This window comes from Streptococcus cristatus (assembly GCF_003943465.1).
GTDB lineage: Bacteria > Bacillota > Bacilli > Lactobacillales > Streptococcaceae > Streptococcus > Streptococcus cristatus_C.
On sequence record NZ_RJPR01000002.1, the window covers coordinates 274,010 to 297,517 of the forward strand.

General features: G+C 37.5%; 21 protein-coding genes and 1 pseudogene. 10 read left to right on the forward strand and 12 right to left on the reverse strand.

The features are described from left to right. Positions 1 to 90: 90 nt before the first annotated feature. Positions 91 to 2,046, forward strand: a complete 1,956-nt coding sequence (locus tag D8793_RS03870; protein WP_032462759.1) for a DNA polymerase — start codon at positions 91 to 93, stop codon at positions 2,044 to 2,046. A 38-nt stretch (positions 2,047 to 2,084) separates the two neighbouring features. Here the strand turns inward: D8793_RS03870 and D8793_RS03875 are convergent, their stop codons facing one another. Further along, positions 2,085 to 2,654: a hypothetical protein gene (locus D8793_RS03875; RefSeq protein ID WP_011184704.1), complete on the reverse strand. Its 570-nt coding sequence runs from the start codon at positions 2,652 to 2,654 to the stop codon at positions 2,085 to 2,087. Between the two features lie 345 nt (positions 2,655 to 2,999). Between D8793_RS03875 and D8793_RS03880 the strand changes: the two genes are divergently transcribed. Continuing rightward, positions 3,000 to 4,154: a hypothetical protein gene (locus D8793_RS03880; protein ID WP_011184705.1), complete on the forward strand. Its 1,155-nt coding sequence runs from the start codon at positions 3,000 to 3,002 to the stop codon at positions 4,152 to 4,154. A gap of 21 nt (positions 4,155 to 4,175) precedes the next feature. Here D8793_RS03880 and D8793_RS03885 read toward each other — a convergent pair whose 3' ends face one another. Continuing rightward, the gene (locus D8793_RS03885) at positions 4,176 to 5,456 is read right to left on the reverse strand and encodes an LlaJI family restriction endonuclease (RefSeq protein ID WP_024399309.1); all 1,281 of its coding nucleotides are present in this window, start codon (positions 5,454 to 5,456) and stop codon (positions 4,176 to 4,178) included. Next, positions 5,437 to 7,074: an AAA family ATPase gene (locus tag D8793_RS12130; protein WP_227876854.1), complete on the reverse strand. Its 1,638-nt coding sequence runs from the start codon at positions 7,072 to 7,074 to the stop codon at positions 5,437 to 5,439. The genes D8793_RS03885 and D8793_RS12130 overlap by 20 nt, the downstream gene beginning before the upstream one ends. Before the next feature lie 101 nt (positions 7,075 to 7,175). On the opposite strand from D8793_RS12130, the gene D8793_RS03895 reads away from it, so the two are divergent. The 7 genes from D8793_RS03895 to D8793_RS03920 all read left to right on the forward strand — a co-directional run bounded on the left by D8793_RS03895 (position 7,176) and on the right by D8793_RS03920 (position 11,585). Beyond that, positions 7,176 to 8,363 (forward strand): DNA cytosine methyltransferase, encoded by a 1,188-nt coding sequence (locus D8793_RS03895; RefSeq protein WP_032462768.1) that lies wholly within the window; start codon positions 7,176 to 7,178, stop codon positions 8,361 to 8,363. A gap of 113 nt (positions 8,364 to 8,476) precedes the next feature. Then, positions 8,477 to 9,166 (forward strand): LexA family transcriptional regulator, encoded by a 690-nt coding sequence (locus D8793_RS03900; RefSeq protein WP_011184709.1) that lies wholly within the window; start codon positions 8,477 to 8,479, stop codon positions 9,164 to 9,166. A gap of 2 nt (positions 9,167 to 9,168) precedes the next feature. Further along, positions 9,169 to 9,396 (forward strand): hypothetical protein, encoded by a 228-nt coding sequence (locus tag D8793_RS03905; protein ID WP_032462760.1) that lies wholly within the window; start codon positions 9,169 to 9,171, stop codon positions 9,394 to 9,396. Beyond that, positions 9,386 to 9,514, forward strand: coding sequence for a hypothetical protein (locus D8793_RS12135; RefSeq protein ID WP_014636309.1), 129 nt, complete (start codon positions 9,386 to 9,388; stop codon positions 9,512 to 9,514). The genes D8793_RS03905 and D8793_RS12135 overlap by 11 nt, the downstream gene beginning before the upstream one ends. 4 nt (positions 9,515 to 9,518) lie before the next feature. Continuing rightward, positions 9,519 to 10,934, forward strand: a complete 1,416-nt coding sequence (locus D8793_RS03910) for a Y-family DNA polymerase (RefSeq protein WP_011184710.1) — start codon at positions 9,519 to 9,521, stop codon at positions 10,932 to 10,934. Continuing rightward, entirely contained in the window at positions 10,931 to 11,299 is a 369-nt protein-coding gene (locus tag D8793_RS03915; RefSeq protein ID WP_000567223.1) for a hypothetical protein, read from the forward strand. The genes D8793_RS03910 and D8793_RS03915 overlap by 4 nt, the downstream gene beginning before the upstream one ends. After that, positions 11,286 to 11,585 (forward strand): DUF5960 family protein, encoded by a 300-nt coding sequence (locus tag D8793_RS03920; protein WP_001072466.1) that lies wholly within the window; start codon positions 11,286 to 11,288, stop codon positions 11,583 to 11,585. The genes D8793_RS03915 and D8793_RS03920 overlap by 14 nt, the downstream gene beginning before the upstream one ends. Positions 11,586 to 11,702: 117 nt before the next feature. On the opposite strand, the gene msr(D) is transcribed toward D8793_RS03920, so the two are convergent. From msr(D) to D8793_RS03965, 9 genes and pseudogenes are all read right to left on the reverse strand, one after another. Then, positions 11,703 to 13,166 (reverse strand): ABC-F type ribosomal protection protein Msr(D), encoded by a 1,464-nt coding sequence (gene msr(D), locus D8793_RS03925; RefSeq protein ID WP_000420317.1) that lies wholly within the window; start codon positions 13,164 to 13,166, stop codon positions 11,703 to 11,705. A 119-nt stretch (positions 13,167 to 13,285) separates the two neighbouring features. Next, a complete protein-coding gene (gene mef(A) / locus D8793_RS03930; RefSeq protein ID WP_125370627.1) occupies positions 13,286 to 14,503 on the reverse strand; it encodes a macrolide efflux MFS transporter Mef(A) in 1,218 nt (405 codons plus the stop codon). 502 nt (positions 14,504 to 15,005) lie between these two features. Continuing rightward, positions 15,006 to 15,086, reverse strand: a complete 81-nt coding sequence (locus D8793_RS12390; RefSeq protein WP_231840583.1) for a DUF1643 domain-containing protein — start codon at positions 15,084 to 15,086, stop codon at positions 15,006 to 15,008. A gap of 246 nt (positions 15,087 to 15,332) precedes the next feature. Next, a complete protein-coding gene (locus D8793_RS03940) occupies positions 15,333 to 15,749 on the reverse strand; it encodes a hypothetical protein (RefSeq protein ID WP_125370628.1) in 417 nt (138 codons plus the stop codon). A gap of 14 nt (positions 15,750 to 15,763) precedes the next feature. Continuing rightward, positions 15,764 to 16,876, reverse strand: a complete 1,113-nt coding sequence (locus D8793_RS03945; protein ID WP_001842570.1) for a recombinase family protein — start codon at positions 16,874 to 16,876, stop codon at positions 15,764 to 15,766. 128 nt (positions 16,877 to 17,004) lie between these two features. Then, on the reverse strand, positions 17,005 to 17,640 hold the full coding sequence (locus tag D8793_RS03950; protein ID WP_000207454.1) for a CpXC domain-containing protein: 636 nt from the start codon (positions 17,638 to 17,640) through the stop codon (positions 17,005 to 17,007). A gap of 131 nt (positions 17,641 to 17,771) precedes the next feature. Continuing rightward, positions 17,772 to 19,448, reverse strand: a pseudogene (locus tag D8793_RS03955) (ComEC/Rec2 family competence protein); the annotation flags it as partial. Then, a complete protein-coding gene (locus D8793_RS03960; protein WP_125370629.1) occupies positions 19,429 to 20,124 on the reverse strand; it encodes a helix-hairpin-helix domain-containing protein in 696 nt (231 codons plus the stop codon). The pseudogene D8793_RS03955 and the gene D8793_RS03960, both read right to left, overlap by 20 nt. 127 nt (positions 20,125 to 20,251) lie before the next feature. Beyond that, a complete protein-coding gene (locus tag D8793_RS03965) occupies positions 20,252 to 20,992 on the reverse strand; it encodes a lysophospholipid acyltransferase family protein (protein ID WP_125370630.1) in 741 nt (246 codons plus the stop codon). Between the two features lie 157 nt (positions 20,993 to 21,149). Between D8793_RS03965 and D8793_RS03970 the strand changes: the two genes are divergently transcribed. Beyond that, a complete protein-coding gene (locus D8793_RS03970; protein WP_125370631.1) occupies positions 21,150 to 23,489 on the forward strand; it encodes a cation-translocating P-type ATPase in 2,340 nt (779 codons plus the stop codon). Positions 23,490 to 23,508: the final 19 nt, after the last annotated feature.

Below are 23,508 nucleotides of genomic sequence, written 5' to 3' on the forward strand. Positions count from 1 at the left end.
GAAAAACTTAGCCAAACACCACTCAGTCGAAAAAACAAATAGAACTTTAGGTGGCAGTACTTCTGTCACCTTTTTCAGAAAGGACAAACTATGCCGATTAAAGAACTTAGCATCGACATTGAAACCTATTGCGAAATTGACCTACGAAAATCTGGTGTCTATCGCTATGCGGAAGATGACAGTTTTGAACTCCTTTTAATTGCAGTTTCTGTCGATAATGGACCAGTGACTGTTTACGACTTTAATAAAGAGAAGTTACCACAAGATATTCTTGAAGCTTTAGTAGAAGATAGAGTCATCAAATGGGCATTCAACGCTTCATTTGAGCGAATTTGCCTATCCAACTGGCTCAAGAAACATCATCCTGAATTCTTATCAGATGGATTTCTCTCCCCAGTTTCGTGGCGATGTAGCATGATTTGGTCCGCCTATTTAGGACTTCCACTCTCCCTTGAAGGAGTTGGAACAGTTCTCAAACTCAAAGACCAAAAGATGAGAGAGGGGGCTGACCTTATTCGCTACTTCTGCTTGCCTTGTAAGCCAACCAAAGTCAATGGGGGACGAATTCGTAACTTTCCTCATCACGCACCTAACAAGTGGTCTACATTTATCGACTACAACAGACGTGATGTTGAGGTCGAATTGGCCATCAAGGAACGGGTGAAAAACTTCCCAGTACCTAGCTTTGTTTGGAATGAGTACCACCAGGATCAGATTATCAACGACCGCGGTATTGGCATAGATGTTGACTTTGTAAAAGCTGCTTTAAAAATAGACGGAGAGAGCAAAGCCAAAATTCAAGCAGAGTTAAAAACATTAACGGGTCTTGAAAAACCCAACTCTGTTCTGCAGATGATTAGTTGGTTGCGAGAACACGGAGTAGCAACAGATTCTCTAGACAAAAAAGCTGTGAAAGAATTACTCAAAACGGTTGATGAAACAACTGCTCAAGTTCTCAAACTTCGTCAGCAAGCTGCCAAATCAAGTGTCTCCAAATACCAGGCTATGATGAACTGTGTTTGTAAAGACGGTCGAGCAAGAGGAATGTTTCAATTTTTCGGGGCTAATCGTACAGGTCGTTGGGCTGGTCGCTTGGTACAACTTCAGAATTTACCACAGAACCATCTTCCTGACCTAAAGGAAGCTAGAGAACTTTTCAGAACAGGTGACTTAGAATCTACTGAGCTACTCTACGACACACAAGATACCTTATCTCAACTTATCCGAACAGCCTTTGTCCCTAGTAAAGGAAAGAAATTCATTGTTTGCGACTTTTCAGCTATCGAAGCTCGTGTACTCTCCCACCTGGCAGGAGAGAGATGGCGCAGTAAAGTATTTGAACAAGGGAAAGACATCTACTGTATGTCCGCTTCTCAGATGTTTGGAGTACCAGTTGAAAAACATGGACAAAATTCTGAACTCAGGCAAAAAGGAAAAATTGCAGAGCTTGCTTGCGGCTATGGTGGTTCAGTCGGTGCATTGAAAGCCATGGGAGCACTTGATATGGGACTATCAGAGGAAGAACTCCAACCACTTGTTAACTCATGGCGACAAGCAAATCCGAATATCGTTCTCTATTGGTGGGATGTCGATAATGCTGTAAAGACTGCTGTAAAGGAACTACTTCCAACATCTACTCAAAATATTCAATTTGAAGTCAAAAGTGGTATATTGTTCATCACCCTTCCTTCTGGTCGCAAACTAGCGTATATCAAACCAAGAATTGGCGAGAACCAGTTCGGTGGAGAGTCCGTCACTTACGAAGGAACTGGAACTGCCAAACGTTGGGAGAGGTTAGAAAGCTACGGTCCAAAATTTGTAGAGAACATTGTTCAAGCTATCAGTAGAGACATACTTGCGTTCTCTATGAAGCAACTAAATGATTTCAAGATTGTAGGCCATGTCCACGATGAAGTAATAATCGAATGTCCAATTGAACAAAAACTTGATGAAGTTGCATCATTAATGGGGATAGCACCTGACTGGTTGTCTGATATTAATCTTAGGGCTGATGGATATGAATGCTTTTTCTATCAAAAAGACTAGCAAAAAATCGCCACCTCGTAATTGAGATGGCGATTCTGTTATTTATTAAATTTGTTGTAAAGCTCTAACCCTTCTTTCTGAGTATTTTTTACTTTCTTATATCCAGCAGATTTCTGTACTCCTAGTTTTTCAAAGATTTCCTTATTCTCGTAACCATCAAATAACATTTCCAAAATATCTGGTGCTTGAAAATTTGATTCTGCAAGTTTTGCTTTCAAAAACTCAAACTGATCCATGAATAGATAAAGCTCAATGTCATCATCTATCATTGGTAAATCTTGTTTCTCTGTGAATGCTTCCCAAGATGAAATCTTAGGAGCATTTTTACTTGGCTTACGATAATCTTTAAGATAATCATTAACTGAGTTATTGTACCACCAGACCATCTGTTCATAGTCCTCTTCTGCGACTGGAACAAAGGCAGTTAGTATTGGAATACCCATAATACGACATTGACGAAACGTACCACGTAGCAAACCTGAATGGCGTGAATCCATGTAATAATCCTGCACGAACATGGGTGCTAGTACTTCACTTTCAGTTGGTTGTACTCCAGTTGATGAAGATTGAGTTTGGCAGTAGTTGAAAAAGTTGACATTGATTGTCATGATAAATTGGCTTCCCAGTTAATACCGAAAGCACACATGACAAATCAAGGCATGCAAAAAATATTCTTGACCGCATAGTTACTTTCCTCTATGTTATCGGTCAGCCAATTTCACAAGCTGAAAAAAGTAATCAATACCAAAACATCTGAAATTATGGTCGTCGTCACGACTCCGTTTTTGTAATGATAATCGTTTAGAGATATCTCATCTCTTAGTTAAATTGTAATAGAAAATAATCCGTAATTGAAGTTCACGATTAAAACGATTACTATTTAATATCGTTATTGTTTTTTTGTCTATTTTAGGTTAAAATTACATTATTATAATCCGGAAAGTAATCTATATATGGAAAGTAAATTTACATTCAAAAATAAGATTGAAAAGTATTCATTAACAGACACTTTTGATCCGAACTCTGGTCAGGAGATTCTTACATTATATTGCTCACACATGCCTAAACCTGATTATGCAAAGTATAATTTTGATAGCTTAACGGGTCTTGTTACAAGTAATGTAGACTCAAAAAAAAATAATCCGTTTGGTGAGTTCTTGTCCATTAACAAAAGTACCTTTATAGATTATTTAAATAAATATGGATTTTTATTTGATTGGGAAAGTAGTGAAAATTATGATAGCATTGAGTTTAATTACATTCTTGAATTTCAAAGCAGACTTAAACTTCTTTTATCAATTTTTAACAATATCGCCAAATCGATTGAATACAAAGAATTATTATTAAGTACATTCTTATTAATTGGTAAGCCACAGTTAGAGCTAAATCTTGGAAAAAGTAAATTCATATTCCCCTCTTTGTTTCCATTTCATGTGCTTCGCAATTCAATACCAGAAAAAAACTTAAGTGATATGACAACCAGGCATACCTCTTCAACTGGTAAAATAACGACGTACATAAAGGTAGAGAATAAATTTTCCGAAAACGGATACACATGTGATTTAGATTTTTTATATTATCAAGACATAATTGAAAATTTACAATACGATGATTTTATAAAAGATATTTTTTATCTGTATGTAAACAAGCCTGCAAATCTTGAACCTATAACAGCACACATTATTGACTTCATATATTTGTTTTTCAGTAAAGTTGGTATTTGCGACATTTCAAATACGAATTTAAAATTTGAAGATGAAGACTTATCAAATTTTATGAAATCAAGTGAATTGAAAAATGCACTATTAATCTTGTCAAAGGAAATACTTGCACTGGAAATTAATAGAGGATTAGCTAAAGTCCAACCTAAAATAAATTTAGATACTTTACTACCTGATTGGAATTTACCAGATTTAATTTCAGCATTTTACTTCACTTTATTTTACTCAAATCCTAAAATTGCCATGTATAAAATTTGCGAGAATATAGGATGTAACACCCCATTTTATGTCCAAAGGTCAAATACAATAAAAAAATATTGCTCTGAAAGTTGTAAGAACGCTTCTTCTCAGAGAAGATATAGAAATAAACAAAAAGACTTTCAGTGAAAATTATCACTGAAAGTCTTATTACATATTTGCTAATTTTTCATCAACCTTCTCGGAGATTAAATCGGATAATTCTTGGATATACTGAGTCCGATTTCTAGCAGAATTATGTACCAAAGTTTTTACATCGACTAAAATACCTTGAACTCGCTCATAAGTTTTATCCTGACCCTTCCACTCACCAAGAGCTTCTCCGATATACTGATACATTCCATCTGTTTGAAAAATTTCGTGACTCTTTGAAAATGGCATTAAGAATGCATTATAAACTTTTGAATTCTGTCCATGTAATTTTTTAAGCAAATCTTGATTTGCCACATACTCACCATATGTAATTTGCTTATTAATACTTGTAGAAGGAGGCAAATCTTTCATTAAGTTAGTTTGACCAAACTTGTAATATTTTGCATCTAATACAAAAACATTGTCATTATGAACCATAATAGTATCCGGTTCTAATGCATACCCTTTTGAAGTTTTTGTCTCAAAAACTAAATCCCATTTTGTTCTAGGAAAATATGAAGTTTTATTGGCAATTCCATATGTATAATCTATAAGATTTTCCCAGATATATTGGAAATTATTAGTTCCAAAATAAAACTTATCAGGTTCCTCTTGCCTATCCTTATAATTAAGTATGTCAATCATACTTTGGAAAAGTCTTCTCTCCATATCATTAAAAGTTGTAGCCATCTTTTTTTTGATTATAGACTCAAACTGAGATCTATTATAATTAATACGAGCTTTTTCAGGTTGAGGAAGCTGATACAGCCATCCCATATTTAGAAAAGCTTCATATACACAGAATTTGTTTATTTCCGTTAAAAGAGTAATATCAGTATCACTTTGCTTCTTAGATTCCATTTTCAAAAATTTAAATCCATTTCCTTGAACAACTGGTTGAACACGTTTTATAGTTCTCGCCCAATTAATTCGGCCACCCAAAGTTTGAATATAGTACTCTTCAGTCTCCTTGTAATATGTACCACGATTAATAAAATCATGTATAACAAATGTATAAGCCTCCATAGGAAAGTTTAACGTTTTTAGAGCTTGATTCACGTTTACAGTTCTTAGGCGAGACTCTTCATCATTATGAGCTTGTAAGACGGAAACAAGGGCAATTATGTCTCTTCTTGCTGTTTCTACATCTTTTGCAATCTCAAACCCTAATGGAAAATTTACAGTAACTTCTTGTACACCTTCTATTATCTCAGCTTTAATACCAACAAACGTATCACCTTCCATATTTGTTGCAACACGACACATATCCAGTAAGGATTTATTCGGTACTGTCAACATCTTCTTCTCCTGTGTCGTTGTTATTATCTATTAAAGTTGCTTCCTTAAGATTTTCTAACTCCTCTTTGATATCTTTGGCGAAAACATCAAAACGCCCATTTTCAGGATTATCATTATCCGTGAATCGCTTAATAATTGCCTCTAAACTTGGATACAAAGCAACATCAAAGATATCTTCACGATTAAACTTGAAGGCATCATCCCAAAGATATTTCAAAACTTTTTCTGCAAAGCGTTTATTTTTTTTATTGAATTCATTACCGGAATCACCTGCTGGTACTTGATGTATCCGTTCAATATTCAATACATTACCAGAAATAAAATATGCTCCCATTCGCTTATCTTCTGAAGTTAGAGTCTGGCTACTAGTCTCAAGAATTTTTTTATTGATAACTTTGTTGAATACTTTCCAAGAATATTGTGTATCAGCAATAAAATAATTCCCATATTCCGATAAATCAACATCATTTTCAATCATTTCCATTGTCCATCGACGTTGAAATGCTGTATCAAGAGTGAATACATTTTGGTCTGCGGTATTCATTGTTGCAAGTAACGATAAGTTAGAAGGGATTTTAATTTGATGAGACTTATCACCATAAATTTCCGTAGCAAGTATTGAATTGTTAATACCGTAGACGCTTTCACCGCTAGCACTTCTATCCAATAATTGAAAGATTTCTCCAAATATTCCGGGAGCATTGCCTCGATTTAACTCCTCAATTACAAGATAATAGTGTTCACTAGGGTTATCAATTGCCTTTTTCACAATTCTTGTAAAAGGTCCAGGTGAAAAAAGATAGGTAATATCTCCATTTTCTTTTACAGTAGGCATTATTTGTCCGACAAAGTCAGTATTCATATAGTCCGGATGAAAGACTAATCGCTCCATTCTATTTTCATCATTGCAATATTCGGTAGCAATTTTAAAACTTTTTCCAGACCCAGGAACCCCATAGAGAAGAATATTATCACCCACAAGGTTCGTATTGTCATAATTGGTAGTAACTACACTTCGGCTGTCCATTTCAACAAGTTCAAAGTACTTATTTACATCACTTAAATCAAAATCTGCATCAACGAGATACTTTACAATTATTGCTACATGTTCAGAAGAAGCATTAATTAACTTTAATAAAGCTAAAATTGGTGATATAAAACTATCCCCCCTGTGGATTTCCTTCCCGCCATGCCACCAATGATAATCGGTAACAAATTTCTTTAGAAATAACGTATCAGTTTCAGTAAGATCTACTGAGATAGTATCAAATAAATTTTCATCTAATTCACCATTTCTAGCTGTTTGGCAAAATTCTTTAAAATCATCGCCCGATAGTGTGTCCAACAGGATTGATTTATATTTAAGGAATTCTTTATAATATGGCGCTGCAATAAAAGCAAGATAAAACCACTGATTCGGAATTATAATAAACTTACTATTAGTGTGATATTTTGAATTATACTGTTCAAAATAAATTTCATCACCTAACATATCAATATGTTTTTTATAATTCTCTTTAAATTCAGTAGAGAGAATTACCTCAGTGTCATTTTTTGATAGAAATTCCGATGCTATTCTGCTTTGCTCATCAAAAATAACTCCTAAATCCTTTAGCATAATTAGGCCTCCTAAATTGACTAATATCATAAAATGTGTTAAAGTGTCAATTATAGGACAATTTGACCTTTGATAGACACATTTTAGAAAGTAATAGAAAATTGACTACTACCAATATTTTATCAAAAAAAACTACAATTGCAGAAAATCTTTCGGGAAATGATATAAAATATCTACGAAAAAAATATAATCTCACTCAAAAAGAATTAGCAGATGCACTCGGTCTTCAAAAATTTGGAGATAGAACCATTAGACGTTGGGAAGCAGAAGAAACGCATCCTTCAAAACTTGAACAGTCCAGTATTCAGTCTTTTTTTAATTCTCTAAAGAATCCGCCTTTTATTATTAGTGAAAATCTTCCGTTCAAAATGATCGATCTTTTTGCTGGAATAGGTGGAACTAGATTAGGTTTCCAATTAACAAATGAAGTAGAAACTGTATTTACAAGTGAATGGGATAAATTTGCTCAAAAAACATACATTACTAATTTTGGAGACACTCCAGAAGGTGACATCACTCAGATTGATGAAAATACTATACCAGATCATGATATACTCGTTGCTGGTTTTCCTTGTCAAGCTTTCTCCCAAGCAGGTAAACGTCTAGGATTTGAAGATACTCGTGGAACTTTATTTTTTGACGTTGCTAGAATAATAAAAGCTAAACGTCCAAAAGCTTTTTTACTTGAAAATGTCAAAAACCTAAAGACACATGATAAAGGTAAGACATACAAGATAATCATTTCAACTCTTGAGAATTTAGGATATAGTACATCAACTGTACTTTTTAAGGCCAGAGATTTTGGTGTACCACAAAATAGAGAAAGGATTTATATAGTTGGATTTGATAAGACTTGTGTAAATAATTTTAGTGAATTCCGTTTCCCTGAACCGTTTCATTTAGAAACTAAACTAGGAAATATTCTACAAACTGATGTTGATGAAAAGTATACTATCTCCGATAAACTCTGGGAAGGACACCAAAGAAGGAAAGCTGAACATAAAACAAAAGGAAATGGATTCGGCTACTCACTATTTAATGCTGATAGTCCATATACAAATACACTTTCTGCTCGATACTACAAAGATGGAAGTGAAATATTAATAGAACAAAAAGGTAAAAACCCACGTAAAATTACTCCACGAGAAGCTGCTAGACTCCAAGGTTTCCCTGAAGAGTTTATAATTCCGGTTTCTGATACACAAGCCTACAAACAATTTGGAAATTCTGTCTGTGTACCAACAATTCATGAAATTGCTAAACAAATACTAGCCGTCCTAAAAAAATAGTTAATATATAAAGTCTATCAATTGAATTGATAGACTTTTTTAATTCTAGTTGCAAAATATAAATATTCTGATATAATTTTGTTGAGTTATAACTAGACAAAAAGGAGGGGAACATGTTTTCTCACGGAAGATTAAAACAACGAAGACTTGAAATAAAGTTATCACAGACTGCAATCGCTAATCAATTAAATGTTCATCGTTCCGCTTACCATAATTGGGAAAACGGAAGAAACACACCTAATCAAAAAAACCTCACCGCTCTCGCTGCTATTCTTGATGTACCAGTCACTTATTTTGAATCTGAATACAATATCGTAAATAACTATCTTCAGTTATCTCCCGATAACCAGCTAAAGGCAGAGGAGTATGTTGAGGAACTTCTTCTTTCCCAACAAACTTCAAACGTCATTCCTCTCTTCTCAGTCCAAGTGCTATCAGATATCCAACTCTCAGCTGGTCTTGGAGAAGGATTCTTTGACGAGTTTGAAACTGAAACAATCTACTCTGATGAGGAACAATACGGTTACGACATTGCTGCTTGGATTGAGGGAGATTCTATGGAGCCTGTATATAAGAGTGGAGAAGTCGCACTAATTCGTTCAAACGGTTTCGACTATGATGGTGCAGTCTATGCATTATCATGGAATGACTCAGTCTATATCAAAAAACTCTACCGTGATGAGGATGGATTTAGAATGGTATCCTTGAATAAGGACTATCCAGAGAAGTTCATCCCTTACGAGGATGAACCTAGAATTGTTGGTCTAGTTGTAGGTCACTTTATGCCTGTCGAGGGAGTATAGTCATGAAGCTAAAGGATATTTTAGAACTTGGGACGTATGGTTTCAATCCGAACTGTAAAGTTGAAATATTCTGTATGGACAACTTTGAAGAGCGGCTAGAGAATGAAGGATTCGATGAAATTCTTATTCCTCAAAATGATGATGCAAAAATCTATCCTTACGCTTTTTTGATAGAGGATTCTATTTTGATTGCTATGACCGAGGTGGATGACGATATCAATGAATGTTAAAGAAATGATTTACATCAAAGACGAACGTATTATCTTCACCCCTGACAAATTTGAATACGACATCACTGACTACATCGGAGAACTTATCGAAGAGCTAGAGAAACTAAAAAGGAGATAATCCTATGGGCTATATCGACTATTCTATTGAACCTCAAAGTGACATAGCCTTCCTCGATATGAAGTCCTTCTACGCTTCTGTAGAATGTGTGGATAGAGGTTTACATCCACTCTACACATCACTGTGCGTCATGAGCCGTGCAGACAACTCGGCAGGATTGATTCTCGCTTCTTCTCCAATGTTTAAAAAAGTATTCGGTAAAGCAAATGTAGGTCGTTCCTACGACTTGCCATTTGATATAAACACTCGAAAATTCAGCTATCAGAATGCGTGGAAACAAGGTCTTGAGGTAACACCGAAGTATAAATCTTTCATCGAACACTGGGCAAAGCGTACACTCATCGTTCCTCCGCGAATGGACAGATATATTGAGAAGAATCTAGAGATTCAGCATATATTTCAAGACTATGCTGCTCCAGATGACATTCTCCCCTATTCAATCGATGAAGGCTTTATTGACCTTACTAGCTCACTTTCTTACTTTATTTCTGATAAGTCAATGTCAAGGAAAGATAAGTTAGATAATGTTTCGGCTATGATTCAGAGAGATATTTACAGTAAAACAGGTATTATCTCAACTGTTGGAATGAGTAATTCCAATCCTCTTCTAGCTAAACTAGCTCTAGATAATGAAGCTAAAAAAACTGCTACAATGAGAGCGAACTGGTCATACGAAGATGTAGAAACCAAGGTATGGGCCATTCCAAAACTAACAGACTTTTGGGGGATTGGTAGTAAAACCGAGATTCATTTACAAAAACTTGGTATTCATTCAATCAAAGAACTAGCCAACTTCAATCCTGATATTCTCAAAAAAGAATTCGGCAAAGTTGGTGTTCAGCTATGGTTTCACGCAAACGGTGTTGATGAGAGCAACGTCCATGAACCCTATAAACCAAAATCACGAGGATTGGGTAACTCACAAGTACTTCCTAGAGATTACAGAACCCAAAGAGAAATTGAAATCGTATTAGCTGAAATGGCTGACCAGGTTGCTAACCGTCTTCGCTCGGCACATAAAAAAGCTACTGTCGTTTCTATTCATATTGGCTATTCTAGAACTGAGATGAAAAAATCAATTAATGCTCAGAAAAAAATTGACCCAGCAAATCTTCCAAAAACAATGGTTGGTCATGTACTTGAATTATTCCGAAAGAAATACACCTCTGGTGCAGTGAGGCAAATCGGTGTGTCTTATGGTGGCTTTGTAGATGAAAACTTTACTCTACTGTCACTTTTTGATGATGTAGAACAAATTGAAAAAGAAAATAGACTTCAGACAGCAATTGATGTTGTCAGAGAACAGTTTGGCTTTTTAGCTATTCAAAAAGGAACCGTCCTAACCGAAGGTTCCAGAAATATTGAACGTAGTAAACTTATCGGCGGTCATTCCGCTGGTGGATTGGAGGGATTAAAATGATTGATCGTTCATACTTGCCATTTCAGTCAGCAAGAGAGTACCAGGATACTAAGATGCAAAAATGGATGGGCTTTTTCCTATCTGAGCATACATCAGCACTCACTGACGATGCAAACAAAGTAACGTATATGTCAGATTTGTCACTGGAGAAGAAATTATTACTCCTCAGTCAGGTGTATGCTGGGCAACTGAACACGCGCATTCATGTTGTTAAAAAAAACAATCAAGTTTCCTATACTGGAACAATACCAAGTCTGACCAAAGATTTCATTTTGATAAAAACTACAACAGGTCACATTAATTTGAAATTGAAAGACATTGTTAGTATTGAACTTGTAGAGGAGGTGCTCTATGAATCAGCTTGAATTTCAGCGTAATCACCTGCAAATGGACTATTACAGCGAGAGCTACCAAGATTTTGAACGTGACTTCTACCGCTACTCCAACATGAATATTCCATTGACCTTCCTGACCGATGATATCCTCAAAACAATGGCGACTTCACGTAAGAATTACTTTGTCCTCAATAAGGAAAAGTCCAGAGATAACCGCGATCACTTCTTCATATTTGAAGTAAGAACCTTAGAAGAGAATCCACTAATCTATCATTATACATATAAGAAAACTACAACATATTTAGCAGAAAAATAGGAGCAGTTCGATTTACTGTTCCTATTTTTAATCTTCATAAAATCTCAAGTCTTTATACTCTTTAACAATGGAGTCGCCAGCCAGAACAGACTATACTGACCAGCGACTACCTAAAATTTAATGTTTCAGCTTAATTTTCTTATCTCTAATTTCATAAACTACATCAGCTACATTTTCGAGTAATCGTTTATCGTGGGTGATAAACACGATAGTTCCGGTGTACTCCTTCATTAGTATTTCCAAAGCCTCTAAACTTGGTATGTCAAGGAAGTTACTGGGTTCATCCATTATTAGGATGTTATATCTACCCATGAGCATTTTAGCAAGCAACAATTTTATAATTTCTCCACCGCTTAAAACAGATAAGCTTTTTCCAATATCGTTCTGTTTGAACCCCATAGATGCTAGCACAGAACGAATTTCTGATATATTGTAATCACAATCCTTCTGCATAAACTCCATAACATTCTGATTACTGTTGTACTTGTAACCATTCTGTGCAAAGTAACCTATTTTTGCCTTAGGTGAAATAGAAATTCCTTCTTCATGGTTTAAGATCATTTGGATTAAAGTTGTTTTTCCGGTTCCATTACCACCCGTTAATGCCACTTTTGCTCCTAGCGGAATTTGAAAAGATGCATTTTCAAACAGTGCCTTATCCCCAAATACTTTATTAATTTCCGCACCGACTATAGGGTATGGATTATGGAGCTCCAATGCTTTACTTTGCCTGAAACGAATTCTGCGAATGCCTTCCGGAGCTTCTACTTTTCCTAATGCCGCAATCCTGTTCTCTAGGGATTTAGCGGCATTATGCATCTTTTTTTCCTTACTTCCTATTGATTTTTGATGAGCTAAACGCCCTCCGCCTTCAGTACTTTTTTTCTTTGAAGAACCTTTTGCCTTCTGTTCTATTTTACGAGCCTGTTTTCGCTTTTCCTCCGCAGCCCTTTCCAATCGAGCACGTTCCGCAATAAATTGTTCGTATTCTGCAGCTTGTCTCTTACGTTCTTCCTCTTTCTGACGAAGATAATCAGAATAGTTTCCCCAATACTCAGTGATTTTGCCATCTTTCAGTTCCCATATTTTATCTACTATTTCATCAAGAAAATAGCGGTCATGGCTAATAACTAACAGTGCACCTGTAAAATATTTTAGCTGTCCTATTAGAAAATCAATTCCTTCACGGTCTAAATGGCTCGTAGGTTCATCCGCTAAAATACCATGAACCTGTGCCGATAAGGCCTGTGCTATTTTAAGCCTTGTTTCTTCACCACCGCTCATGGTCTGTATATTTAATTGCTCAACACCTAGCTTGCCTACAAGCGCAAAATCTTTTTCCTCCTGCAGAGTTACTTCGTCCAACTGGGGAATATAGGCAAGTTCACCCAGATGATTCATTTTACATCCTGGGGGAATTAATTCTCCTAAAAGTACCTTGAATAAAGTGCTTTTTCCTGCACCATTTGCTCCTACTAAACCAATACGGTCATAATCATATACTTCTAATTCATTTATATCTAAAACATCGTGTCCTTTGAATTCCACACTAATGTCTTTTGCTTTTAATATTAATTCCATAACATTTCCTCCTGTCTATAATCGCATGCTTTCATTTGCTTGTACGCAGGAAAAACCCTGCGATTTTAGCAGGAAGAATTACATGAAAATAAGATACATAAATATCCCTCCAATATTGTTTATTTTAAATCTAATTTTCTAATCTCATTTATCATTGGGCAAACTATTGCAATGCAAATAATTAAAGTACCTGATAGTAAAAACCAATGATTTACACCGATTCTATCAGCAAAGAGTGCAGAAAGAATTAATCCAATTGGCATAGCAAGAGACATGATACTTCCAGTTAAAGAAAATACACGTCCTAAATATTCAGGCTTAATTTTCTCCTGAAAAAGAGCTGTTTGCACACCGCTGTAAAACGGAACAGAAAGCCCCATTATTGCACAGCAGACTACAAAAATGAAAAATCCACTTTGGGGAAGTAATCCTGAAATGGTTAAGCTTATCCCCATCATAAAAATGGATGCCGTTATTAATAAGATTCGCTTTTGGTAATTCCCAAATAACCCTAATAATAGACCCCCTATCAACATTCCAGATGCAAAGGAAATTTCCGTAATAGAAATATGCACAGGTGTTCCATTAAAGTAATCCATGCTAATTAAAGGGAATAGTGCATTAATTGGCATATAAACAAACATATATAATGTTCCAACGAGTAATAAAGCAAATAATCCTTTATTTTGCCGTAGTACAGCCATTCCTTCTTTCATTTCTCTTATGAAATTTGGGTCCAAACTTTGCACGCGATCACCCAGCTTAGGAATACGTACAATTGCTACCGTAATAGATGCAATCACAGCACCCAATACATCGATGGCAATAATAGCATTTAGTTCCCAAACGGAGTATAAGAGTGCTGCAACCGCCGGACTAACAATATAGCTTATAGACTGCAAAGACTGACTATAGCCTGCACATTTCGTAAGCTGTTCTTCTGGTACTAAAAATGGCGTAACCGCATTGAGAGCCGGGGTGTGAAAAGCTGTTCCAATGCTACGGATAAACAATACTATCATAACCATCCAGACAGGTAGCTCCATATAGAATGCAACAATAGTAAGCACCGAACCAGCTGCTGCGATAATTAAATCAGCACCAATCATTATCTTCTTCCTATCATGACGATCCACTAGCACACCAATTGCAGGTCCAAAGACCGCATAGGGTAAAAAACCTAATAGTGAAGCCATAGACAAGACCATCGCGGATCCAGTTTTTTCTGTAAGGTAAAAAATAATCGCCATTTGCAAGATGGCACTAGTGATTAATGATACTGCTTGCCCTGCCCATATTGTATAAAACTTAAGTTTCCAATTGTTGTATTTTTCCATTTATATTATCTCCTGCATATTATTTTGCTTAAATTTCTATTTTGAATAGCATTATAGGCAATAAAAAAATGCAGGCCTAAATCCACAATGTGGCTTTTGGTCTGCATACATACAATTTGGAAACATTCATATTAAAGACATAGTTAAATAAAGGTATAGTTAAATAAAGGTATAGTTAAATAACCAATATCCTCACCGTAACTAATGAATGCTCAATATCGTATAAATAAGCACAACAAAAAAGCCTATCATCGGGTATAGATTCTGCTTTTCTTATTGCCAGCTTATCTTAAACGCATTGAGGCTGTCATAGTTTCGGTTCCTCCTAAATTCTTATTTGGATTATCATATATTTTAACATAATAAGTCATTTTAAGCAACTTATAAATTAAAAAAATCCATTAAAAACCGCCAAAGGGGGTTAGCCCTTAAATTGCGGTTAATATTCTATATCTCTTCGTCAATCTCAATCCCTGACTTGAATTCAACGGTGAGCTTATCTTCATATAATTTTTTTACTAGCATTTAGAATTCGGTTGATTGTACGATCGCTATAGTCCTCATTAGCTGCTGAGGGATTCATACATATAGCCACGAGTGGATTCGTTCCTAAGCATCCCAGTAGGAATCTACGGTAGGCATTATATTTTTCAGGAATACATAGATTAGGTCTTCTCCCAAAGGATAGGCTAGTCTGACTTTTGTAACTTTATCGTTCATAGAGTTACCTCCTACAGTATATTTTAACATGAACCCCCTTGCAAGGATATGAAAATGGCAGGAATACAATAGTTGTACTCCTACCAATAATTTTTATCTTCGTTCCTTACTATCTATTGTCGTTTTTACGAAAATCAGATAGTTCATCAAAGTCCTTCAATTCAAAAACAAAAGCTTTATCTTCAGGAATGTGAATCCCCTCTACTCTATAACGCTTATCAGATTTCCATTCACTCATGATTGTTAAGAGTGTTTCTTTTAAAGTTTTATGACCTACCTGAACAATACCTTTTTGCTCCCCAACAGGTTTTGAAAAAGAAAATACTCCCCTAGTTTTTGCACGACAAACTTGTATACCCATTACCTTTGTATCCTTATTAAAGGCAACCAGTACATGTGCTGGGTATTCTAAAGCTTGGACAATTCCTTTACTAAATGTAACAAAGTTCTTGTTCACCGTCATGCTATAATCTGATGAGTAACGTTCAACATTAACAACTTCAAGATTAAAATCTTTAAAACGCATAATTTACCTCTTTCTTATTTAAAAACTTCGTGAATGTCTTCCGATTTCCAACTAGGATCAAGTACAACAAAATCCCTCAACTTACCAGATTTGAGTTTCTTGATGTAGAGTTTAGGTACAAATATCTCAGAAGTAGATTTCGATTTTCTTCTAGGTTGCTTGAGTAATTCTTGTACTAAATCCCATCTTGATTCTGGTATGATAGAGGGAATTCCATTTTTTAATCGATATTTTGGCTTTTCACCATTATTTTTCCGTGTTTTATGACTAAAACAATCAACAGTATATGTCTTCTGCATGATGATTTCGCCTTTATATTTCTCGTTTCTGAGAATATTATAAACAGCTAAACTTGTCCAACGCTCCAAACCAGTAACTGTTGGTATATGATTGGTCATTAAAGTAGAGGCAATCTCACTTGCAGTCATACCTTCGATGTACGAATCATATATTAGGCGAACAATTTTTGCTTCTGTCTCATCTATCACTACTCGACCATACTGGTCTTTCGTATACCCAAGAAGGTTATGGGTAGGAATCATTGGTATCCCTCTTTTAAAGCGTTCAATGACAGACCATGTAATTGACGCACTTTTTTGTTCACTCTCACCTTGAGCTACTATGGCCATAATACCAAGAATGAATTCACTATTCGTATCAAGTGTATTCAAATTTATATCTTCGATATATATTCCAACTGGAGGGGATAGTGCCTTCAACTCTCGGTAAATACTAATGAAATCTAGCTGATTACGAGCAAACCTGCTAACACTCTTAACGATTATCAAGTCAATCTTCCCACATCTACAATCATGAAGCATCTGTTGGAATTGTTCACGTCGTTTGATTGATGTTCCTGATGCACCTTGGTCAGCATAGATTCCAGCCATTATCCAATCAGGATTACTATTGATTCTTTCAGTATAGGTTTGTTTTTGAAGTTCAAAACTACCTGACTGAGATTCGTCAAAAGTACTTACTCGACAATATGCAGCAACACGTAACTTCTTAGTTTTAACATCAGTGAACTCTCGCTTTGCAGGAATAATTTCAACAGTTCTCTCAGATACAAATGCATCTCGAATTTTCTTCTGTTGACGGGTAATTTTAGAATTCCGTCTTACCATTGGTTTTACCTCCTTTCTAGAAATCTACATAATAATTATATATATTAACTACGTTTTTCTAAATTAGAAGATAAAAAATGACCTAACCAAAAATCAGGCCATTTATACTTATAAATAGATTTTGAATTTTATGCCAAACTGGTACGAAAGAATGATTCCGCCCATCTAGAGTCTATGTAATATGTGTTAGTTTCTAGGTCTTCAACATCAGCAAGGTAGTACTCATATTGTTCTTGAGAAAAGTCGAGAGATGCTACTGCAATCTGGTTATTAATAAACATAAATTGATAGTTTTCATGTCCAACCTTGGTGAAAACCATATGTTCATAGTTAAACTGAATATCACCATCCTCAAGAGGACTATTCATATACTTCATAAGCTCAATTGCTCTATCATCATACCCTACTGAAACAATCTGTACCTTCTCAACGAAAGACTCTATATCCGAAACTACTCGAATTCTATACTCACTGAGATTGACACCCTCTGAAATCAAAGAGCATATTTGCATTGAAAGTACATCAACATTACCATCTGCACAATACTGAATAATTGTTTTTTGTTCTTCATCTACTACGACTGTTGGGTAATCAATTAGCACCTTGTGGTTACAGTTATGGCAAGTAAACTTAAAGAAATCCCAGTCTAAAATAGCAGAAATAATCTCAGGAGTCTTCGCCGCATAAACCCTATCAAATCTTTCAAATGTACTTTGTTTTCCACAATTGCTGCAGCTTGTTCTTGTTAAAAAAATTGTTGTCATTCTAATTTTCCTCTTCATCATTATTAAGTAAGCAACTTGCTCTCACTTATTATATTCGCAATGCAAAATAAATTTTGGAATTTTTTTCAAAAAAAAGTTAAATTGTATTGTATCAATTTCAGAACTCACACTTCCGTGTGGGTCAAAACCAGCACATCCAAGCGGCTCACTCCCCGACTTTTCAGATAGGGAATCAAGGTCTTTTCTGCATTTGTCGAAGAAACCCGCTTCTGCCATGCTTCTTTCTTGCCAATTTCAACCCGACCACCCACATCAATCAGAACAGATTTCCCCCGCCAATCACGTAAGAAAATGCTATCTCCCTGCCCAATATCAATAACTGTAATTTCATTTTGAAAGGGATGCTTAGTGAGGAAAAATAGCAGAGCAAGAACCAAGCTAAGTAAGGTCACAACTTTCTTCTGTCTGCGAAAATCATAGAGCATGCCTAGAGTGACAAGCAGACCTAGCATCATCCAGATAGATGGCTGACCAAAAACCACTGGCCGTGAGGAAATAGACGCCGTCCAACGGATTAGCCCTTCCAACAGTTCAAATAAGACATTGACCTGAGTGATTTTCAAAAGAGGTGATAGGGCAAAAATAAAGGTCAGGGCTGGAAGCATAAAAAGATCAAAAACAACTGAGAATAGAAAGGTCAGCAGAATAGACCAAGGCTGAAACTCTGAAAAATAGAAAATCAGAATCGGTAGAATTCCCAGTGAAATGGTCAGACTTTCTGCCAGCACCTTTCTTATAGGAGGTAAATGCTCAAAATCCATGATAGAGATGACAAAAGCATAGGCGCAGGAAAGAACGCCACCCGTCGTCAAGAGAAAATTTGGCATGAAAATGGCTAAGAGCATGATTGTCAAAGCAAAGTTGTCTAGCTTAGTCACACCAAACTGCGAGAGCAGCTTTTGTACTAAACTCCTCACGACTGACACTGAAAAGCCCGTCAAACCCGCATAAATGAAGGAAAAAGGGAGCTGTATCCAATCAACAATTTCTCTTTTCAAACCAGATTTGAGGAGAATCCTGCGAAAACCATCCATGAAATAGCCGACCTGCATCCCAGATAGGGCAAAGAGATGGATAATCCCCAGACTGGAATAAAGTTCATTCATCTCAGCAAAATCTGTGTCCAAATCGCCAAACAAGAGTCCAGTCATATAATGGTTCATGGGACTAGGAAAGTTTTCTTTGATGTAAACTAAGGCTTTTCTCCGCCAAACCGACAGCCAGTCCCAAGGATTAAGACTGCTAAATTGCTGAGTAGACTTGATTTGATTGATTTTCAAAATCCTGTAAATCCCCTGCGTTTTCAGATAAGCTCGATAGTCAAAACCTGAAAAATTGCGCTGGTCTTCTGCTAAACTGAGTTCTCCATCAATCTTCACAAGGAGTTGATCGCTCAGCTTTTGAAAAGCTTGTTTTTCCTTTTCTGACTGGATTTTATAAAAAGCCTGATAGGTTCGACCATTGGAATAACCACGAAAAGAAATCGAATCGCCATTGACTTTAATTGTATCTGGCTTGATCACAATGGCAGATATGGTTTTCGGTTCATCTTGAAAGGCTTGATTAGCCATTTCTCTCCGAAATAGGAAGAATCCTGCAAAGAGACTCAAGAACACCAAAACAAGTAGACTATTCTTCATCGGATAAAGCCAAAAGAGTCGAACAAGGAGAACTGCTAAACCTAGATAGGCTGGTAGACTACTAGTGTAAATCGCAAAGTAGGTCAGCACCAGCAAAAGACAAAAATAGATGGGTTTGATGGGAAATTTATTTATCCACTGTGACATAGTCTTTTAACTTTTCTAAGGTTTTTGCACCGATTCCTGAAACATTTTTCAGCTCATCTACTGACTTAAACTTGCCATTGGCTTCCCGATAAGAGATGATATCTTGCGCTTTCTTTTGACCGATTCCTGAAACTGTCTGAAGTTCAGCTTCGGTCGCCGTATTAAGATTGACCAAGCCAGACTTCCCTTTCTCTGTTCCCCCATTTCCAGCTGGCGTCTGACTAGTTTGCGTCACATCTGCTCCTTCCTCACCGACTTTAGCTACATAGACAACTGCCTCATCTGTTAATTTTTGAGCCTGGTTGATGGATTTTGACTCAGCATCCGGCAGTAAACCACCTGCTTTTTGTAGAGCATCGTGCACACGCGCTCCTGCCTGCAACTGATAAACTCCTGGATTTTTGACAGCTCCTTTGACATCAACGGTTACTTCTTTCTCAGATTCCTCTGAATCCATATCTTTTTCTGAATCGATTTTTTCTTGATTCGCACTTCTTTTTTCTGCATTGGTTTCAGATGAAGCTGATGTAACCACTCCCTGAGCCAGTGCACTGACTTGATTCTGTGGCTGAGCATTGCCCTTCAGCAAGAAAAAGCCAGCCAAGACGACTCCTATCAAAGAAATCCCAACAAAAATCTTGTATTCCTTTAATTTTTCAACTATTTCTTCAAACATAATTTTTCTCCTTTATCTTTATATTCGTAAAAGAAAAGGGAAAATATAAAAATCTGAAACAAAGTTCCAAATATAAATAAGAAAAAACTAAAACAGCCTTTAGATAAAAATCTAAAAGCAGTTAGCATTATTTTCTATGCTTATCTGGATCCCAGACAAAGCTTGCAAGGAAACTAAAAATGAAGGTCAGAATACCAATCAAAGCGGCTGGAATAAAGGCCAGTGCTCTTAAAATCCGCCAGAAGATATTTGGTTTTTTACCTGTCTGATAAGGCGCCACTTCTGCATCCAAGCGGTCAAACTCCGCCTGAATCCGACGAGCCACTTCTTCCACTCCTTCATCGTTCATCTTTTTGATATCAGAAATATCAATTGGATTGCCGAAGTTCATGTCCACGCGCTCCCCAGCTGCCAAGCCTTTGAGGCTCATGGGACCAGCATAGACAACTGGCATGATCCGAACCTTAGCCATCTTAGCAATCACTGCTACTCCTCCCTTGACATCCGTAGAATGGCGGCTGCCGCTTGGGAACATAATCAGGGAACGATTGCTCTTTTTCAGCATATTGACAGGGTACTTGATCGCTGACGGACCAGGATTTTCCCGGTCGATAGGAAAGGCACCACACATGCGAATCCACCAGCCGAACACCCGATTTTCAAAGAGCTGTTTCTTGGCCATGAAAATGAACTGCTTGGGCTTGGTCGCAAAAGCCATGTAAACAGGATCCCACCAGGTCCGGTGAGGGGCAACCAAGATATAATTTTCATCTTTTGAAGGAATCTTCTCTTTATTATGGTAATGGGCATTGCCATTCAAAGCCCAGAGGATAAAAATTACCAATCCTCGCAAATAGGTATAAAACATAAACTCTCCTTATTTCAAACTGTGATTGTACTTGAAATTTATTACATCCTTTCCCATTATACCTTATACCCTTATAGTCTGCAATATTTTTCCAAACTTTGGCTGTAACAGCTGATTCTGATAGCCATTTCCTTAAAAAAATGGTATTATTAATCTCATGAACAAGAAAGAATTAATCGGTTTAAACCAAACCCAAGTAGATGAAAAGATTTCGCAGGGCTTGACCAACGATTTTACAAGTGACACCAGCACCAGTAACTGGCAAATCGTTAAGCGGAATGTTTTCACCCTTTTTAATGCCCTTAACTTTGTTATTGCTCTAGCCTTGGTCTCTGTCCAAGCCTGGAGCAATCTGGTCTTCTTCGCAGTCATCAGCTTTAACGCCGTCACTGGTATTATTACGGAGCTGCGGGCCAAACACATGATTGACAAGCTCAATCTGGTCAGCCGAGAGCTGGTCACAGTCATCCGTGACGGCCAGGAAGTCAAAATTCAGCCAGAAGAAATTGTGCTGGGCGACCTGATTAAGCTGTCAGCCGGCGAGCAAATTCCCAGTGATGCTCGTGTAGTAGAGGGTGTTGCAGAGGCCAATGAAGCTATGCTGACAGGTGAGAGTGATTTGGTTCTCAAGGAAAAAGGCGCTGAGCTGCTGTCTGGTAGCTTTCTGGCTAGTGGGCAGATCTATGCTGAGGTGCATCATGTCGGTGCAGACAACTATGCTAACAAGCTCATGACTGAAGCTAAAACCCTCAAACCTATCAACTCGCGCATTCTATACAATCTTGCGAAAATTTCCCGCTTTACCGGAAAAATCATCATTCCTTTCGGATTGGCTCTCTTCTTTGAAGCCCTAATGATAAAGGGATTGCCTGTCAAAAACTCTGTCATTACCAGCTCGACAGCTCTTTTGGGTATGCTGCCTAAGGGAATCGCCCTGCTGACAGTCACTTCACTCCTGACAGCTGTCATCAAGCTCGGCATGCGCAAGGTGCTTGTTCAGGAAATGTATTCTGTTGAGACCTTAGCTCGGGTGGATACTCTCTGCCTGGACAAGACCGGGACAATTACCCAAGGTAAGATGACTGTTGAAGCCTTGCATAGTCTGTCAGATAAGTTTTCTGATGAGACCGTCGGTCAAATCTTAGCAGCCTACATCCAAACCAGCGAGGATAATAACCCAACAGCCCAGGCTATCCGCAAGGGCTACGGCCACCTGGAACACACCTATACTAGCGACAATGTCATCCCATTTTCTAGTGACCGAAAATGGGGCGCTATGCATTTATCCAGTGTCGGAACCATTTTTCTGGGAGCGCCCGAAATGCTGCTGGACAGCAATCCTGCAGCGGTTGGAGAGGCCCAAAAACGCGGATCGCGGGTTTTGGTGCTAGCTCACAGCGACCAAGTGCTAGACAAACACAGTATCCAACTGCCTGAAGATATGATCGCTTTAGCTGTTCTGGAAATCACTGACCCTATTCGGGAGGGAGCGGCTGAGACCTTGGACTACCTACGCTCTCAGGATGTTGATCTAAAAATCATCTCTGGTGACAATCCTGTGACCGTTTCCCATATCGCGAGCCAGGCTGGATTTGCCAACTACGACAGCTACATCGACTGCTCTAAAATCAGCGATCAAGAACTGGTTGAGCAAGCAGAAGAAACAGCCATCTTCGGCCGAGTTTCTCCTCATCAGAAGAAGCTGCTCATCCAAACTCTTAAGGCCGCTGGTCGAACAACAGCTATGACGGGAGATGGTGTTAATGATATCTTAGCCTTGCGTGAAGCAGACTGCTCCATCGTCATGGCAGAGGGCGACCCCGCAACTCGGCAAATTGCTAACTTGGTTCTTCTGAACTCCGACTTTAATGATGTCCCTGAGATTCTTTTTGAAGGCCGCCGGGTCGTTAACAATATCGGCCGGATTGCTCCGATTTTCTTCATCAAGACCATTTATTCCTTTATACTGGCTATTATCTGTATCGCCAGTATTCTGCTAGGCAAGCCAGAATATCTATTGATTTTCCCATTCATCCCGATTCAAATCACCTTGATTGACCAGTTTGTCGAAGGTTTCCCACCCTTTGTCCTCACCTTTGAACGCAATATTAAGCCGGTTGAAAAGCACTTCCTCAAACGCTCCCTGCAGCTAGCTCTGCCAAGTTCCCTCATGATTATCTTCAGCGTGCTATTTGTCCGTATCTGGGGCAGCAGCCATGGCTGGAGCGACATTGAAATGGCAACACTGACCTACTACTTACTAGGCAGCATCAGCTTCCTGTCCGTCATCCGGGCCTGCCTACCACTCAACCTCTGGCGCGCTCTTCTGATCATTTTTTCAGTCGCAGGCTTCTATCTATCCGCCTTTGTTCTGCAACACCTTTTGGAAATTGCAACGCTGACAGCCGCAACCTTGCCAGTCTATCTGATTCTCATGGTTTTCTTTATCGGAATTTTCATCGCTTGTACTATCAAGCAAAAATATGAATTCAACTAAAATTCGCACCTGACTGTTT